This window comes from Prochlorococcus marinus XMU1412, from assembly GCF_017696315.1.
GTDB classification, from domain to species: domain Bacteria; phylum Cyanobacteriota; class Cyanobacteriia; order PCC-6307; family Cyanobiaceae; genus Prochlorococcus_A; species Prochlorococcus_A marinus_AF.
In genome coordinates, this window is sequence record NZ_JAAORJ010000001.1 from 368,791 (window position 1) to 383,950 (window position 15,160).

Annotated in this window: 18 protein-coding genes and 2 tRNA genes; 13 read left to right on the forward strand and 7 right to left on the reverse strand. The window is 32.6% G+C overall.

Annotation, left to right across the window (positions count from 1 at the left end; translation table 11 throughout):
- Window positions 1-148 precede the first annotated feature (148 nt).
- The 3 genes from HA152_RS02120 to HA152_RS02130 all read right to left on the reverse strand — a co-directional run bounded on the left by HA152_RS02120 (window position 149) and on the right by HA152_RS02130 (window position 1,418).
- Window positions 149-1,114: a tyrosine-type recombinase/integrase gene (locus HA152_RS02120; RefSeq protein WP_209133053.1), complete on the reverse strand. Its 966-nt coding sequence runs from the start codon at window positions 1,112-1,114 to the stop codon at window positions 149-151.
- A 140-nt stretch (window positions 1,115-1,254) separates the two neighbouring features.
- Window positions 1,255-1,326, reverse strand: a tRNA-Thr gene (locus HA152_RS02125).
- Between the two features lie 10 nt (window positions 1,327-1,336).
- Window positions 1,337-1,418 (reverse strand) — tRNA-Tyr (locus tag HA152_RS02130).
- A 102-nt stretch (window positions 1,419-1,520) separates the two neighbouring features.
- On the opposite strand from HA152_RS02130, the gene aroQ reads away from it, so the two are divergent.
- The 10 genes from aroQ (at window position 1,521) to proC (ending at window position 8,659) form a co-directional block, all read left to right on the forward strand.
- Window positions 1,521-1,961, forward strand: a complete 441-nt coding sequence (gene aroQ / locus HA152_RS02135; RefSeq protein WP_025971782.1) for a type II 3-dehydroquinate dehydratase — start codon at window positions 1,521-1,523, stop codon at window positions 1,959-1,961.
- Complete coding sequence (locus HA152_RS02140; RefSeq protein ID WP_209133056.1) at window positions 1,962-2,570, forward strand: tRNA-(ms[2]io[6]A)-hydroxylase; 609 nt, start codon at window positions 1,962-1,964, stop codon at window positions 2,568-2,570. It begins immediately after the preceding gene.
- Between the two features lie 16 nt (window positions 2,571-2,586).
- Entirely contained in the window at window positions 2,587-3,342 is a 756-nt protein-coding gene (cobI, locus tag HA152_RS02145; protein ID WP_209133059.1) for a precorrin-2 C(20)-methyltransferase, read from the forward strand.
- A complete protein-coding gene (locus tag HA152_RS02150) occupies window positions 3,342-3,827 on the forward strand; it encodes a DUF1823 family protein (RefSeq protein ID WP_209133062.1) in 486 nt (161 codons plus the stop codon). Before cobI ends, HA152_RS02150 begins: the two co-directional genes overlap by 1 nt.
- A 74-nt stretch (window positions 3,828-3,901) precedes the next feature.
- Window positions 3,902-5,275, forward strand: coding sequence for a ribosome biogenesis GTPase Der (gene der, locus HA152_RS02155; protein ID WP_209133073.1), 1,374 nt, complete (start codon window positions 3,902-3,904; stop codon window positions 5,273-5,275).
- Window positions 5,275-6,189, forward strand: a complete 915-nt coding sequence (locus HA152_RS02160) for an energy-coupling factor transporter transmembrane component T family protein (RefSeq protein WP_209133076.1) — start codon at window positions 5,275-5,277, stop codon at window positions 6,187-6,189. The genes der and HA152_RS02160 overlap by 1 nt, the downstream gene beginning before the upstream one ends.
- Window positions 6,190-6,208: 19 nt before the next feature.
- A complete protein-coding gene (locus HA152_RS02165) occupies window positions 6,209-6,475 on the forward strand; it encodes a PII-interacting protein PipX family protein (RefSeq protein ID WP_079321246.1) in 267 nt (88 codons plus the stop codon).
- Between the two features lie 3 nt (window positions 6,476-6,478).
- A complete protein-coding gene (locus tag HA152_RS02170) occupies window positions 6,479-7,114 on the forward strand; it encodes a YggS family pyridoxal phosphate-dependent enzyme (protein WP_209133078.1) in 636 nt (211 codons plus the stop codon).
- A 149-nt stretch (window positions 7,115-7,263) separates the two neighbouring features.
- Entirely contained in the window at window positions 7,264-7,839 is a 576-nt protein-coding gene (locus tag HA152_RS02175) for a cell division protein SepF (RefSeq protein WP_025955246.1), read from the forward strand.
- A gap of 7 nt (window positions 7,840-7,846) precedes the next feature.
- Window positions 7,847-8,659: a pyrroline-5-carboxylate reductase gene (gene proC / locus HA152_RS02180; RefSeq protein WP_209133081.1), complete on the forward strand. Its 813-nt coding sequence runs from the start codon at window positions 7,847-7,849 to the stop codon at window positions 8,657-8,659.
- Here the strand turns inward: proC and HA152_RS02185 are convergent.
- From HA152_RS02185 to hpf, 4 genes are all read right to left on the reverse strand, one after another.
- Window positions 8,656-9,822, reverse strand: coding sequence for a glycosyltransferase family 4 protein (locus tag HA152_RS02185; protein ID WP_209133082.1), 1,167 nt, complete (start codon window positions 9,820-9,822; stop codon window positions 8,656-8,658). The two genes, proC and HA152_RS02185, sit on opposite strands and share 4 nt — an antisense overlap.
- An 85-nt stretch (window positions 9,823-9,907) precedes the next feature.
- Window positions 9,908-10,693 (reverse strand): DNA repair protein RecO, encoded by a 786-nt coding sequence (gene recO, locus HA152_RS02190; RefSeq protein ID WP_209133084.1) that lies wholly within the window; start codon window positions 10,691-10,693, stop codon window positions 9,908-9,910.
- Window positions 10,694-11,353 (reverse strand): 2-deoxyribose-5-phosphate aldolase, encoded by a 660-nt coding sequence (locus HA152_RS02195; protein WP_209133086.1) that lies wholly within the window; start codon window positions 11,351-11,353, stop codon window positions 10,694-10,696.
- Between the two features lie 7 nt (window positions 11,354-11,360).
- Window positions 11,361-11,945 (reverse strand): ribosome hibernation-promoting factor, HPF/YfiA family, encoded by a 585-nt coding sequence (gene hpf, locus HA152_RS02200; protein WP_209133088.1) that lies wholly within the window; start codon window positions 11,943-11,945, stop codon window positions 11,361-11,363.
- Between the two features lie 44 nt (window positions 11,946-11,989).
- Between hpf and lipB the strand changes: the two genes are divergently transcribed.
- Genes lipB through HA152_RS02215 form a run of 3 tightly spaced genes read left to right on the forward strand, consistent with a single transcriptional unit; the run spans window position 11,990 to window position 15,093 of the window.
- Window positions 11,990-12,640, forward strand: a complete 651-nt coding sequence (lipB, locus tag HA152_RS02205; RefSeq protein ID WP_209133091.1) for a lipoyl(octanoyl) transferase LipB — start codon at window positions 11,990-11,992, stop codon at window positions 12,638-12,640.
- A gap of 27 nt (window positions 12,641-12,667) precedes the next feature.
- Window positions 12,668-14,611 carry an AMP-binding protein gene (locus HA152_RS02210; RefSeq protein ID WP_209133093.1) on the forward strand — a complete coding sequence of 648 codons (1,944 nt, stop codon included), beginning with the start codon at window positions 12,668-12,670 and terminating at the stop codon, window positions 14,609-14,611.
- Between the two features lie 38 nt (window positions 14,612-14,649).
- A complete protein-coding gene (locus tag HA152_RS02215) occupies window positions 14,650-15,093 on the forward strand; it encodes a YlqD family protein (protein WP_209133095.1) in 444 nt (147 codons plus the stop codon).
- Window positions 15,094-15,160 lie beyond the last annotated feature (67 nt).

The window sequence follows — 15,160 nt, forward strand, 5'->3', positions numbered from 1 at the left end:
AAATGATAGATGCCACGATCAGATTGTCATCTCAAGGCCAGAGAATTGCAACATTTGAACGAAATATTCTAAAAATTAATTACAAATTTTTTTACAGGTTTTATACGCTCCATCACTTGCAATAACCCCCCTATGGGGGACTGCTGATTTATATGGAAAGTTGAAAGTGGCTGTAGCGCATCAGCATTTTTATATCTCTGTGACCACTGCAAGCACTTATCTCCAGTGCATTCATTCCGCATCTCCACATTCTGCTTATGGCTATATGTCTTAGATCATGAAATCTGAGAGTTTCAAGTCCGGCTTTTTTTCTTGCCTTATCAAATCCATGCCTCGCGCTACCTTTTGAAAGTTCTATAACTTTCCCATCTCTTCTCTGTGATTCCTCAAGAATCTTCTGCGCCTTTTCAGGGAAAGGAACAAGCCTCATTCCGGATGAATTATCTATGGCGGCACATTTCTTTCTACATATATAGAGTAATTTTTTCTTCAGATCTATATTTCTCCAGGTCAGGCTCAAAAGTTCGGAACGGCGGAAGCCAGTCGTCAGGGCAAGTTTTGTGAGTCTCAGATGATTTTTGTTGGACATCTGAGACAGTTCAAACAGGAGTCTTTTTTCATCTTCATTCGTTAAAAAAGGAGCTCTTGCATCTCCTGTCCCTCTCACTCTCAGATTCCTTGCTGGGTTGTCTTTGATTTCAGCTCCTCTTTCATCTCGCACCCAGTCGATTAATACTCTCAATATCCTCAGTTCCCGCATAACTGTATTTGGTTTCACCTTCAGTAATCGTTCATCTCGCCAGACTGCGAAATGTTTTATCTGCAGATCCTTCAGAGGAATATCTCCAAGCCAGCTTTCTGCCGTCACCCTGAGAGGATATTTTTCATTTTCCGCACTGCGGTGCAGAAGCAGCGGACCATTTATATAGTCATTGATTGCCTCTCCCAGGGTGATAGGGATATTCGGAAAAACTTTTTTTGTCCTCTCTTCGACGGCATCTGCCCATGATTCAGCCAGATCTCTGGAAAGGAAATTTCTGGACCTCGGACCGACATAATTCTTCCTTCTGATAAGGACCTGCCAGCCGCTGCCGCTTCTTCTGATTGTTGCCATTTCGGTGTCATCGTTTGTGTGATGCACCTCCAGATATCTGCCTTTAAAACAGAAAAGTGGACCCGAAAACGGACGTCCACTTCTGAATAATTTCTTTGTGCGATAGTGGTAATCTCACTGATACCAAGCTATCCCGCGAGTGCCCTCGTCGGGACTTGAACCCGAGACCTCTCCCTTACCAAGGGAGTGCTCTACCGCTGAGCTACAAGGGCAATTTTAAAGTGGGCCGGGTTGGATTTGAACCAACGTAGGCAGAGCCAGCGGATTTACAGTCCGCCCCCTTTAACCACTCGGGCACCGACCCCCACTATTTGAACTTATCAGTTAATGGACACTTTGTGTGAAATTGTTTTGGTTTTTTTGTTTCTTTCTAGATAGCATTTGTAAAGAAAAGATTTTATTGATGATGAATATTTTATTGATAAATGGACCAAATCTAAATCTTTTGGGCACTAGAGAACCTGAAATATATGGTAATAAAACATTGAGTGATATAGAAAAAGATTTAACTAAAGTTGCTAAAGAAAAAAGTATTAATCTTGAATGTTTTCAAAGTAATCATGAAGGAGAAATAGTAGATAAAATTCAGGAGTCTGTAAAAAGTATCCAAGGTATTCTTATAAATGCTGGTGCTTTCACGCATACCTCGATTTCTATTCGTGATGCTTTAATTGGATCGAAAATTCCTTTTGTAGAGTTACATATTTCAAATATTTTCAGTAGAGAAGATTTTCGAAAAGAATCTTTTCTTACAGATAAAGCTATAGGAATTATTAGTGGATTTGGCATATCAAGTTATTCCTTAGCTCTTGAAGGAATTATTGGATATTTGAGTATTAAAGATTAAATGCTAGTCGATTTTAAAAGGCCCACTTCTCATATTAAATATTTATCGTCATTCACCTCAGATGAGTGGATCAAACTCGCATTATCTAATCCAATAGATATTCTTATTGATCATGCTCATTGTGAAAGAAAAGCAGCAGGAGTAGCTATTCAATTGATGTTTAGATATCCATCAGAACCAAATCTGGCAGAAGTTCTAAGCCCAATAGCGAGAGAGGAATTAGAGCATTTTGAAAAAATACTTTATTTTTTAAAGGATCTTGGACATTCTCTTGAGTCATTAAAACCACCTCCATATGGAACTGAACTGTCCAAAAATATAAGAAAGGAAGAGCCCAATAGAATGCTTGATAGTTTCTTAATAGCAGGACTTATTGAAGCAAGAAGTCATGAAAGATTAAGCTTGCTTGCGCTGAATTATGAAGATAAATCGTTTAAATCCCTTTATGAGTCTCTGCTAGAGAGTGAGGCAAGACATTTTGGAGTTTACTGGAAATTAGCGCAAACTAAATTCTCTAAAAATCAAACTTTCAAAAGGTTAGAGGAATTGTCTGAAATTGAGTCATCAATACTGGCTGAAACTTACATATTGCCAAGGGTACATAGCTAAAGTTAATAAAATAAAAATGATAATAAAAAATTTCTTAAGTTTACTTAATCCATATAAAACTGATTTGCCAACATTCACCATCGTTGGTGTAGGCCCTGGAGATCCATCGCTTTTAACAATTGCTGCTGTGGATGCAATAAAAAAAGCGAAAGTTATAGTTTTCCCAATATCAGATGATAATAAAAAGAGTTTTGCTGCGGAAATAGTCAAGAAATACACCAAATTTAAAAAAAATATCCCTATCATCTTTCCAATGGCTAGGAAGGATTTTGAACCAGATGAAATATGGTCTAATGCTGTAGAAAAAATTGTGGAATTTATACAAAATGGCGAATCAGTTGTTTTACTGTGTCTTGGAGATACTTCACTATTTGCAAGCTCTTCTAATATCTTGAGGTTAATAAAAAATAATCATGCTGAAATTATTACCAAAACCATACCTGGTATTTCCTCTATTTCAGCAGCAGCAGCTTTAAATGAGTTTGATTTGGTAAAAAAAGGCGAGACATTGATCATCAAAGAATGCTCTTCTTCAGAATCTGAATTAACAACCCTAATTAGGGAAAGTAAGGCAAATAGAACTGTATTGGCCATTATGAAAGTTGGCAAAAGATGGAATTTAGTCAGGGAAATTTTGAAAAAAGAGGATATCATCAATACAACATTAATAGCTTTAAGTGTTGGTATGCCTGATCAAATTATTCAATATGCATCGCAATATAAAAAGGAATTTATGCCTTATTTTTCATTAATTTTGATAAGGTTCGATTAATGTATAAAAAAGAAAAATTAGTTGAAAATCAATTTACATGGCCAATATGTAAAAAACTATTATTTCTTATTCTTGAAGATAAGCTTAGTGATGTATTTGTTTGTGAATTAGTTTGGGAGAGACTTTTTTATACTAAAGAACTATCTATAAATGATTGGGTCTTTAGCGCATTAACTCCTTCTTATTGGTCAGAAAAATTTGAAAAAGCTCCTCAAATCATTTCTGAGCGACCAGCCTCAGTACATTTGACTCGATCAATTCCTAAAGACTATAAAAAGGGATTGAAAAATTTTCTTAATTTTAAAGGTTATAAAATTAATGAACTCTATCCAAGAAGAACTAGAAGAGCGACTGCAGTAAATTGGTTGATTTATTGGGCGATTGAAAATGATTGTTTTTCAAAAGATAATGGATTAATCCCAATTCCTAGTTCACCCCCTGTTAATCCAGTTAAAGGACATTTTGGCGATCCAGAAATTAAATAAGTTTTTTTGAATAAGGTAAATGATTCTATTAAAGGTATAGTTGTAATGGATACTACTTTCTTTGGAGAGAAGAATTGATTCTTCCTACAATAGCAATTATCGGAAGACCGAACGTTGGGAAATCTACCTTAGTTAATCGTCTTTGCCAAAGTAATGATGCAATAGTATTTGATAAGCCTGGTGTTACAAGAGATAGAACTTATCAAAATGCTTCATGGGGAGGTAAGGAATTTCAAATAGTTGATACTGGAGGTTTAGTTTTTGATGATGATAGTGAATTTCTCCCAGAGATAAGGACGCAAGTTTTCTTGGCTCTAGAAGAGGCTTCAATAGCGTTACTGGTGGTAGATGGGAATCAAGGCGTTACTGATGGTGATTTATCAATAGCAAAATGGTTAAGAAACTCAAGCTGTAAAACCATTGTTGCTGTTAACAAATGCGAATCGACTACTCTAGGAATATCCCTAGCTTCAGAGTTCTGGAAATTAGGATTGGGTGAACCTAACCCTGTTTCGGCTATTCATGGTTCAGGTACTGGAGATCTTTTAGATCTCGTTATTGGCGAACTTCCTGAAAATAATATCCAAGATGATGAAGAAAAGATAATGATGTCAATAATTGGTAGGCCTAATGTTGGTAAATCTAGTTTGTTAAATTCAATCTGTGGAGAAAAAAGAGCAATAGTTAGTGATATTAGTGGTACAACAACTGATTCAATAGATACGCTTATTAAAAAAGGGGATAATCATTGGAAAATTATTGATACTGCTGGGATTAGAAGAAAAAAAAATGTTAAATATGGCACTGAATTCTTTGGTATTAATAGGGCTTTTAAATCTATAGATAGAAGTGATGTTTGTGTTTTAGTTATAGATGCGGTTGACGGAGTAACTGATCAAGATCAGAAGTTGGCTGGGCGCATAGAAGAACAAGGCAGAGCTTGCATAATTGTTGTTAATAAATGGGATCTTGTAGAAAAAAATAGTTCAACAATTTATCAAGTAGAAAAAGAACTTAGATCCAAACTTTATTTTTTACACTGGTCAAAAATGATATTTATATCTGCCCTAACTGGTCAAAGAGTTGATAATATTTTTGGACATGCTCTCAATGCTGTAAATCAACATAGAAGAAGAGTAACAACATCTGTAGTTAATGAAGTACTTAAAGAATCAATCAGTTGGAAAAGTCCTCCAACGAAGAGAAGCGGCAAACAAGGTAGGCTTTATTACGGTACTCAAGTAAAGAACAAACCTCCCACTTTTACTCTTTTTGTAAATGACCCTAAATTATTCGGAATAACTTATAGAAGATATATTGAAAAACAAATTAGAGTAAATTTAGGTTTTGAAGGCACACCCCTCATTTTACTTTGGAGAGGAAAACAGCAAAGAGCTTTAAATAAAGAAGTCGAAAGAGAAAATATTGAGTTAATTCAAAAAGATTAATGAATTTGCTAACCAAATTTTCTGTTGGTCAATACGTTCATGGTAATAGAAGTTGGCTAAGGATTATAGATAGTAGATTAAAAATAATTATCGTAATGATATTTTTAATCACTCCAATTTGGGCAGGTCCAATATGGAGATTGAGTTTAGTTGGTTTTTTACTATTAATTACTTTTTTAAGTTTATTGCCATCTAGAGTATGGTGGCGATCTTTATTTTTTCTCTCATGTTTGTCACTACTAATTGGATGTATATCAATACTTGCCTCGCCTGATATTCAATCTCTTGATGGCTACTTAAGAAATCCCAATGAGTTGCAAGTAGTTCTGGAAAGTCAAAAAGAATGGAATATTTTGCAAATTCCTTCGCAGAAGATATGGTTTATTAATTTTGGTCCCTACAACTTATCAAGAAAAGCCTTTGAACTAGGAATAAAAACCTCCACTTTAATATTTACCGTTATTCATAGTGTGAATTTGATGCTTTTAACCACATTGCAGGAAGACATTGTATGGGGATTAAGTTGGTTTATGTATCCATTAAGAAAGATTGGATTGCCAACTAGTAAGTGGCTTTTTCAGTTGTTAATTGCATTACGTTTTATTCCTCTAGTGCAGGAAGAACTTCAAAATATCATTAAATCTGTGTCAGTGAGATCAATAAATTTTAGAAATTTAGGATTAAAGAAATCCTTTAATGTTTTATTAATCTTAGTGGAAAGGTTATTTCAAAATATATTTCTGAGAGTTGATCATGGAGCAGAATCATTACTCTCAAAGAAAAAAATTATTATAAAAACCAACAGATTTAGAACTCTTTATCCTTCAAAATCTCTCAATGTAATTGTTAATACATTATCGATTTGTTTTATTTGCATAGCAATTTTTCTTAGAAAACTGTATGGTGCATTATAAATAACACAATATTTTAGGTTTGAGTTCTGAGCGTTATTTAAACCATCCAACATTTGGCATGTTATACCAAGTTTCTCCAGGAAATGATGGGAGAGATATTTATGCGACTTTATACGCTCAAAAAATGTTTTTCTTGGTAGAAGTTCGACAGAGAGAAGTTTTTTTTGAAGTTATACCTTATTTAGATGCCCGTAACCAGGCCGAACTAAACCTTCAAAAAGCTAAAAGAAAAGGATCTGAAGAACTATCTAAATGGGAGAATTTATTTACGCAAACTTTCTTATAAAAGGTGAACCCTGCAAATTATTTAAAAATAAAAAATAAAATACCATCCAATGTAAATATTCTTGCCGTAAGTAAAGGATTTAAAAGTCAAGAAATCAAGACTATTCAAAATATAGGTCAGAACGATTTTGGTGAAAGTAAGGTGCAAGAGGCGTTTGAAAAACAATTAACCTTAAAAGATCTTAAACAAATAAATTGGCACTTTATTGGAAGAATTCAAAGTAATAAAATAAGAAAAATAGTTCAAAATTTTAAATATATTCATTCAGTAGATTCATTTCAAAAGTTGCAAAAGATTTCTAATATTTCACGTGAAGAGAAGAAAAATCCATTAATAATGTTGCAGGTTAAGTTGAGTGATGATCCTACTAAAGGAGGCTTTAATCCTGAATTTTTAAATTTGAAATGGAGAGAAATTCAAGAGTTGAAAAATATTTCATTAACCGGTTTGATGACTATCAATCCTAAAGGACTTAGCTCTAGAGAAAATTCAGGGTTGTTCAAAAAATGTCGTGCTCTCGCTGATTCTCTCCAACTACCAGATTGTTCCATGGGGATGTCAGGTGATTGGGAGGAAGCTATTGACGCTGGATCAACTTGGTTAAGATTAGGATCATTGATTTTTGGAGGTAGATCCTAATTAGTTATTTTTTATAAAAATCTTATCTATAAACTTGCAGTAAAGTTCAACTAACGTTATTTAAGTATAGGTAGTTTATTCATTTAAAAAATGAATCTATTACTCAAGGTTCTTAAACCTTAGTAATCAATTTCAAGAGGATTTAAAAGGTGTCACTTATTTCTAGATTAAAGGCAGTTGTTGCAGGGGATGAGTATCTCGATGATGATTTTGATGAGTTGGATTATGCTTCAGAGGATGAATTAAATGATATTAATAATTTCAAACAAAATCCAAAGAATGCAAATGCCCTCGCAAATTCAAACCCATTTGATTTTATGAATAACAACAGATCATCAAAAGTAGTTGGTATGCCAGGAATCTCAAATTCATCCTCAGAAGTAAGCTTAATGGAACCAAGAAGTTTTGATGAGATGCCTCAAGCTATACAGGCATTAAGAGAGAGAAAAACTGTAATACTCAATTTAACTATGATGGATCCTGATCAAGCTCAAAGAGCGGTTGATTTTATTGCTGGGGGCACATATGCAATTGATGGACATCAAGAGAGAGTCGGTGAAAGTATTTTCCTTTTTGCTCCAAGTTGTGTAAATGTAACTAGTTCTTCCCCAGAAGAAGCTTCTCCTTCTTCTGTATCTACAGAAAATACACCACAATATAGTTTGGGCAAAAATACTACTCCTGAACCAGCATGGGGTAATTCTAAATTAAGTGCTTATTCATGATTAATCTGTGACAGATAAAATTGCGATTATTGGTTTTGGAAATATTGCAAGTGCCATAGTTACCCCTCTATTAGATAACAAATTAATTCAGCCAGAGAACGTTTTTTGTGTTGTAAATACAGAAAAAAGTTTAGAAAAAATAAAAAAAAATTATAAACATAATATAAATATTTATAAATCAGGTTCTAAAGAGTCAAAAATAATTTGGGATTGTCAATATAAACTTCTTTCGATAAAACCCCAACAATTAAATGATATAAGTGAGGCCAATCACATAACAAACAAGGACAATTTAATAGTTTCAATTCTTGCCGGGGTTTCAATAAATAGACTTGCTCAAAAATTTCCTAATCATAAATGTGTGAGGGTGGTTACAAATATTCCAATAACTATTGGAAAAGGTTTAACAGGGATTACTTGGGGAGAAGAAATTACAGAAGATCAGAAACAATTTGCAAAAAAATTATTTGAAAATACTAGTAAAATTTATGAATTTACTGAAGATTACCTTGATATATTTTTAGCTTTAACTTCATCAGGTCCTGCAATTATTGCTTTAATTATAGAAGCATTAAGTGATGGAGGATTAAGCGGAGGATTGCCAAAAATAATTTCAGAGGAACTTGTTATGGAAATGATACTAGGAACTATTTGTCTAATAAAGGAAAATAGGCTTACTACTTCTGAGCTTAAAAATTTAGTAACCTCTCCAGGTGGAACAACTATTTCTGCTTTAAGGGTTTTAGAAAAAAAGAGTGTAAGGTCAGCATTAATTGAATCAATAGTTTCAGCTAGTAATCGAAGTAAAGAGTTTCGTTAGTTTTTTAAATTATCTTTTAAATTCATATAAACTTTTTCAAGTGAATTTATATTTTTAGTAATTGTGTATCTTTCAAGGATACGTTCTCTAGCTTTTTCTCCAAGATCTTTTGTAAATGAAGGGTGTTCTACAAGAATTGGGATTATAGTTTTTAATTGTGCGGCCACATTATCAGTTGAAATTACTATTCCTGCTCCATTATCTAAAACTTCACCATCAGCTCCGGCATCTGTAGCTACACAAGCAGTACCAGAAGACATTGCCTCTAAAAGTGATAATGATAAACCTTCTACTAAGCTTGGTAAGAAAAATACTTCTGCTATTTGCATTATTGCTACCCTAGTTTCTAAATCTAATTCGGCGCCCCACCAAATTAATTTCTCATTACCAAGGTTAGAAAAACTATTTTCTAAAGTTGGCTTCATTGGTCCATCTCCAACAATAACTAATTTGCAATTTTGAGTTTTTGTTTGGCGCCAAGAACGTAAAAGTGCCTCGATATTTTTCTCATTGGCAATCCTACCCATATATAAGAAGATTCTTTCATTTCCAAGTTTGTTTTTTACCTGATCATATTTTTTATTTTTTTCACAAAAAGGTTTCCAAATATTCTCATCAACACCGTTTGGAATAACTATTTGTTTTTCTTTAGGTACTCCTAATTTAGAAAGAACATTTTTTTGAAGTTCGGAAAAAATGATTATCTTATCGAACTTTGATAAAGAGGGAGCATAAAGTTGATATGTTAGCTGTTGAGTGCTAGCAGTTAAATTTCTATTTTTTGCATCAAATGGTGGGTGAAATGTTCCTATGAGCGGAAGATTAATTTCATCACAAATCTCTGGAAGTCTAAAGTCTAAAGGAGATAAAGTTAAGCTTGCATGTACTAAATCAGGCTTTAATCTTTCCAAGGATAGCCTTAGCTCTTTTTCTGCTCTTGGTGAGGGTATTGTGTAAACTTGGGACTTAATTAAATATGGAAGACTTACATCAGGGTCATTTGCCAGAAATAATGGTTTTGATGAATTTGAACTAGAAGGATTGTCGAAATGAATGAAACTAACTTTATGACCTCTAGCCTTTAATTTCTCATTAGTTGAGTTGCCATAAGTTACATTTCCACAAAAAGGAGATTTCTTACCTAACCAGGCAACATGAGCCACATTGATTGAATTAACTATTTATTAAATTAACAGTCAGAGCACCCAAGATCATAATTTTAAAATTTATTCATAGTTTATGAAAATGTTAACTATATATTTCTCTCAACATTTTTAGTGAAGATAGATCTTTCTCTAGTTGAGTAGAGATCCAAGTTTCAATAATAAATAATATTTTAAGCCAGACTTTTTTAGGTCCCAATAACTCTCCATTAGATTTTATTGGTAATTCAGGGAAAAGAAGTCTCTGTAGTAGAGCAACTTCAGATGCATTTATTTTTAGATTACTTTGAGGATCTTCCATAGACGAAAACCCTTCACTTGGCAAATAATAACAACTCCATTCCCAATTCCCTACAGGCGGAATAATAGGTTCTCCAGTTTTACAGCAATGATGAATCGGTAAATTTATCCCTCCAATGGCTAATAGATGGATTAAAGATTGAATACTCATTGAGAGCATTTTAATATCCTCTTCTTTGGATTCTTCATACAAATAAATCCTATCAAGATGTGCAAGAACACAAGATAAATAGTTTTGTTGCTTGTCATTATTACCTACTAATAAAAAAGTTAATTCAGTTATTGCTTGCGCGGCTGCAAGACATTCAATATTTTTCCCGAGACCAGAATAGCTTTTTAATATTTTAATTTGACGTACAGATTTAAGATTTCTTTTCCCAAAAATCTGGAGACTTAAATATGTTAATGGAGTAGCTGCGGCAAGGCTACTTTTAGGACGTCTAGCACCAGGTGCCGCTAATCGAACAATCCCTTGCTCATCAGTAAGAATAGTTATTAATCTATCATTCTCGCCTAATGGAGAAGCTTTGATGCAGAGACCTTCTAGTCTGCACTCACCAGAACCAGACATTTAAATAACCTTTACTTCTTGAAAAATCTCACAAAAATTAGAAGTTCCTACGCAACTAATTCCATTATCAAGCAAATCAATAACTTGTGTCAGTTTTTTTATACCACCTACAACTTTGATGTGATTTTGGGAGCCTGTTATTTTTAATATTTCCGCTACATCATTTACTGTAATAGGGGGTCCAAACCCGTCCCCGAATTGAAAATTTTTTATTCCTAATTCCAAAGATATTTCTATCGCATTGTGCAAAACTTCTGTTTTTAGTTTTGATTTATTTATGATTATTGAAACAGGTAATCCTGATAACTTCACTTGCTCAATTTCAGCAGCGAAAGTTTCTAAGTTTCTTTTGGATAAATTGATAAAGTTTGGGATATATTCAATTCCGTTTGCACCTTTATCTTTTGCAAAATTAACTAATTCTTCAATAAATGTAACTGGCAAATCTGCTAAAGGGTAGGAAATGAATGCGTTTATGTTTGCACTGTAATTGCTCAAACGGTTTTTAAAATCATCTAAATAATTTAGTGAAGTAGAAATATTCTTGATATTATATTTTTTTATTAAATCGCAATTCGCGCAGAAATCTTCCCAAGTTAAATACGGATTAATTATTATTGCATGAATTTTTTCGTTTAATTCATATTCAATATTAGGCATTTAAAAGTTATTTGGATTGAATCAGTCCATAACCTCCATGATTCCTTTTATATATAACTTGAAGATCATTATTTTTCTTGTTTCGAAAAACATAAAAATCATGATCAATTAGATCTAATTGTTTTCTTGCTTCGTCTGATGAAATTGGAGTCATTTCAAAGTATTTATTTTTTATAGATGGCTCAGGCAGACTTGCTTCAGTTCCTTCTTTAAATAAAGCTTTATCTAAAAAATTTGATTCCATACTTTCAATTGGTAAAGAATCTTTATTTTTAAATTGTTTATTATGAATTGTTTTATTGTTTCTTTCTTTGTATTTGCGTAATTTTCTACAAAGTTTATTTGAAACTAAATCAATGCTTGAGTATAGATTTTCAGTTTTTTCTTCAGCTCTAATTACGGTACCATTTGCAAAAATAGTAACTTCTGCAGTTTGGAACGAGACTCTTGGATTCTTTTCAATTGAAAGGTGTATGTCAGCTTCTTTAACGATATCCTTATAGTGATGTGTTGCTTTTTCTATCTTTGCCTCAGTATATTCTTTTAATGCTCCAGTGAGCTCAAGATTCTTTCCATGGATTAAAATTTTCATAACAAATCTAAAAATATTTACTTACTTTCTAAATCTACTTAAATATGGATAATAGAACAGCAATAATTAAACAACCTGATAATATTTCTTCTTTTAATGATGTTTATAAATTACAAAAAGAATATCAGGAGGCATTGATTTTAGATAATTCTAACCCTGATTTTATTTGGATAGGGGAGCATCAACTCTGCTATACATTGGGGAGAGGATCTAATTACGATAATTTACTATTTTCTCTGAATGATGCTAAATATGATGTTTTTAAGATTGATAGAGGTGGTGAGGTAACTTGTCATATGCCAGGACAATTAGTTACGTATTTGGTTTTAGATTTGAAAAATTTTAATAAAGATTTAAATTGGTACTTAAGAAAAATCGAAGAAATTATTATAAAAATCCTTGGAGTTTTTAATATAGATTGTCACTCTAGAAAAGGGTTTACTGGTGTTTGGATAGGAAATAGGAAAATCGCATCAATTGGAATTGGGTGTAAAAGATGGATTACGATAAATGGATTTTCAATCAATATTAACTGCGAATTAGAAAACTTTAATAAGATTGTTCCTTGCGGAATAGAAAATTGTCTTATGGCAAATATGATTGATTACAACAAAAATTTAAATATTCAAGAAGTCAAGAGAATTGTTAAAAAAACCATCGAGGAAGAATTTAATTTTGATTTTATATCAAAATAGAAATTAAAATTTCAAATTCAATTTAATATGGGTGATTTAGCGTATTGGCCTTCAGCCAAACCTCTTTCTAAAAAAAATAAATTTGCCAAAAATAGAGATTTTATTAAGAGCCTTGATCATATAGATCAAATTTGGGAAAAATTAAAATTTAAATGTGGTGATGCTTTAGCTGTTTGCGATTTAAGAGGGAAATACAAAGAAAAATTTTCTTATTCTGAGCTGGCTGATTTAATAACAAAAGTCTCTTTTTCTTTCGAAAATTATGGTTTAAAAAAGGGGGATGTAGTTACTGTAATATCTGAAAATTCTCCAAGATGGCTAGCAGTAGATCAAGGCTTAATGCGAATGGGAGCTATAAATGCAGTGAGAGGTATTAATTCTCCTTCAGTAGAATTAGACTATATTATTCGGCACTCTAATTCAGTAGGACTAATAGTTCAATCTAAGGAAATTTGGCTAAAGTTAAATAACAAAGAAGAATTAAAAAAAAGACTGAAATTTATAATCAATTTAGAAGATGAACAATTTGAAGGTTTAATAAGTTGGAGTACATTCATAAGTTCAGGAGAAAAAGAAAATTCACAAAATAATAATCTTGAAAAATTAAATCCAGAAATTGATGACGTCGCTACTATTCTTTACACTTCTGGGACGACCGGAAAACCTAAAGGTGTGCCTTTGACTCATGCAAATTTTTTACATCAAATAATCAATTTAGCCTATATCGCTGATCCAGAACCAGGGACCTCTGTATTAAGCGTTTTGCCTATCTGGCATTCTTATGAGAGAAGTGCTGAATACTTCTTTTTTTCATGCGGTTGTTCTCAATACTATACAATTCCAAAATTTCTTAAAGATGATATTACACAAATAAAACCTGTTGTCATGGCTACTGTACCGAGACTATGGGAAGCAATACATGATGGTTTTTTTCAGGCTTTGAAAAAAATGCCTTCCAAAAAGCAAAAACTTATTAAGTTTTTGATAAGAAATAGTTCGTTTTTCAAAAGAAGTCTTAGAAAGATAAGAAATATAGATATAAATCAAATAACTTTTAAATCAAAAATCCCCTTACTGGGTTCTGTTATTAGCCGATATCCTTTACATAAATTGTCTACTATTTTTTTATGGCCGAATATTCTTAGACAACTATGCGGAGAAAAACTGAAATTTCCCATTAACGGTGGAGGTGCATTGCCAGAACATGTAGATCTTTTTTTTGAATCTTTAGGTGTAGATGTTTTGGTGGGATATGGCCTCACAGAAACTAGTCCAGTATTAACTTGTAGGAGAAGAGAATTAAATGTTAGAGGATCATCTGGTCAGCCTCTAGCATTTACTGAAATCAAAATAGTGAATGATGATAAAAAAAAGATTCTGAAGTTCAGAGAAGTCGGGAAAATTCTTGTTAGGGGGCCGCAAGTAATGAAAGGTTATCTTAATAATGAAATAGCTACAAATGATGTTTTATCCAAGGATGGTTGGTTTGATACTGGTGATTTAGGTTTTCTAATACCAAATGGTTCTCTCTTTATAACAGGAAGAGCCAAGGATACAATAGTGCTATCAAGTGGTGAAAATATAGAACCGAATCCGCTAGAGACTGAAATCCTTAGTTCTGAATTTATTAATCAGATTCAACTAGTAGGACAAGATAAGAAATGTTTAGCAGCCCTTGTAGTTCCTAATGTCGAATTGGTTAAAAGCAAGTTTTTGGAGGAAGACCTTTCAAAATTAAACTTGAATAAGAATATTGGTACATTTTTCAAATCACAAATTAATAATTTGCTTAAAAGTCGATTAGGAGCAAGATCAGAAGAACAAATATTAGATTGTTATTTTGTTGATGCCTTTACTCTAGAAAATGGGTTGTTAACACAAACTCTTAAACAAAAAAGAAAAGAAATAGAAAAAAAGTATTCATTGCAAATAGAAAATATGTATGAAAACAAATTTAGTAAGAAAATTTGATTTGTTCTATCTATATTGAAAAGGTAATTTAATTTTTTATGGAAACAAAAAACTCAATATCTATAAAGCGCTCAATAGCTATTAAAGCTGTAGTTACACCAACTTGGAAGGAAGATGCTGAAAAAGAATTAAGTAAAGCAATTTCAAACACTGATCAGCAATTATCGCAACTGGAGAAGGAGGGGCAGCAAATAGTAAATAATATTAGATCCCAATCGGTTAATCCTCTAGATCCAAGGGTTCAAGAACAGGTTAGTCAAGTGCAACAACAAGTCGCAGCAAAACGAAATGAAATTGAAGAACAAAAAAGAAATCTACTTCAACAACAGAGTCAAGTTCGCGAATTAAAAATGGACGAAATTGTTGATCAAGGGCAAGTGGATAGTTTCTGTGATGTCACTGTGGGAGACAATCTTATTGAGAAAATGCAGGTCTCGATTACGGTTAAAGATGGAGTTATTCAATCTATAGATAATAATTAAAGAGAAGATTTAGTATTTTTGATAAATATAAGTAAATCTTAATTTCAAAAAGTTTAAATTCTAATCG

Excerpts from the sequence above, each read along its gene's own strand:
- HA152_RS02195 (WP_209133086.1), bottom strand. The coding sequence starts at position 11,353 with ATGCCTAATATTGAATATGAATTAAACGAAAAAATTCATGCAATAATA.
- recO (WP_209133084.1), bottom strand. The coding sequence starts at position 10,693 with ATGTCTGGTTCTGGTGAGTGCAGACTAGAAGGTCTCTGCATCAAAGCT.
- cobI (WP_209133059.1), top strand. The coding sequence starts at position 2,587 with ATGATAATAAAAAATTTCTTAAGTTTACTTAATCCATATAAAACTGAT.
- aroQ (WP_025971782.1), top strand. The coding sequence starts at position 1,521 with ATGAATATTTTATTGATAAATGGACCAAATCTAAATCTTTTGGGCACT.
- HA152_RS02120 (WP_209133053.1), bottom strand. The coding sequence starts at position 1,114 with ATGGCAACAATCAGAAGAAGCGGCAGCGGCTGGCAGGTCCTTATCAGA.
- HA152_RS02150 (WP_209133062.1), top strand. The coding sequence starts at position 3,342 with ATGTATAAAAAAGAAAAATTAGTTGAAAATCAATTTACATGGCCAATA.
- HA152_RS02210 (WP_209133093.1), top strand. The coding sequence starts at position 12,668 with ATGGGTGATTTAGCGTATTGGCCTTCAGCCAAACCTCTTTCTAAAAAA.
- HA152_RS02140 (WP_209133056.1), top strand. The coding sequence starts at position 1,962 with ATGCTAGTCGATTTTAAAAGGCCCACTTCTCATATTAAATATTTATCG.
- hpf (WP_209133088.1), bottom strand. The coding sequence starts at position 11,945 with ATGAAAATTTTAATCCATGGAAAGAATCTTGAGCTCACTGGAGCATTA.
- HA152_RS02160 (WP_209133076.1), top strand. The coding sequence starts at position 5,275 with ATGAATTTGCTAACCAAATTTTCTGTTGGTCAATACGTTCATGGTAAT.
- lipB (WP_209133091.1), top strand. The coding sequence starts at position 11,990 with ATGGATAATAGAACAGCAATAATTAAACAACCTGATAATATTTCTTCT.
- HA152_RS02215 (WP_209133095.1), top strand. The coding sequence starts at position 14,650 with ATGGAAACAAAAAACTCAATATCTATAAAGCGCTCAATAGCTATTAAA.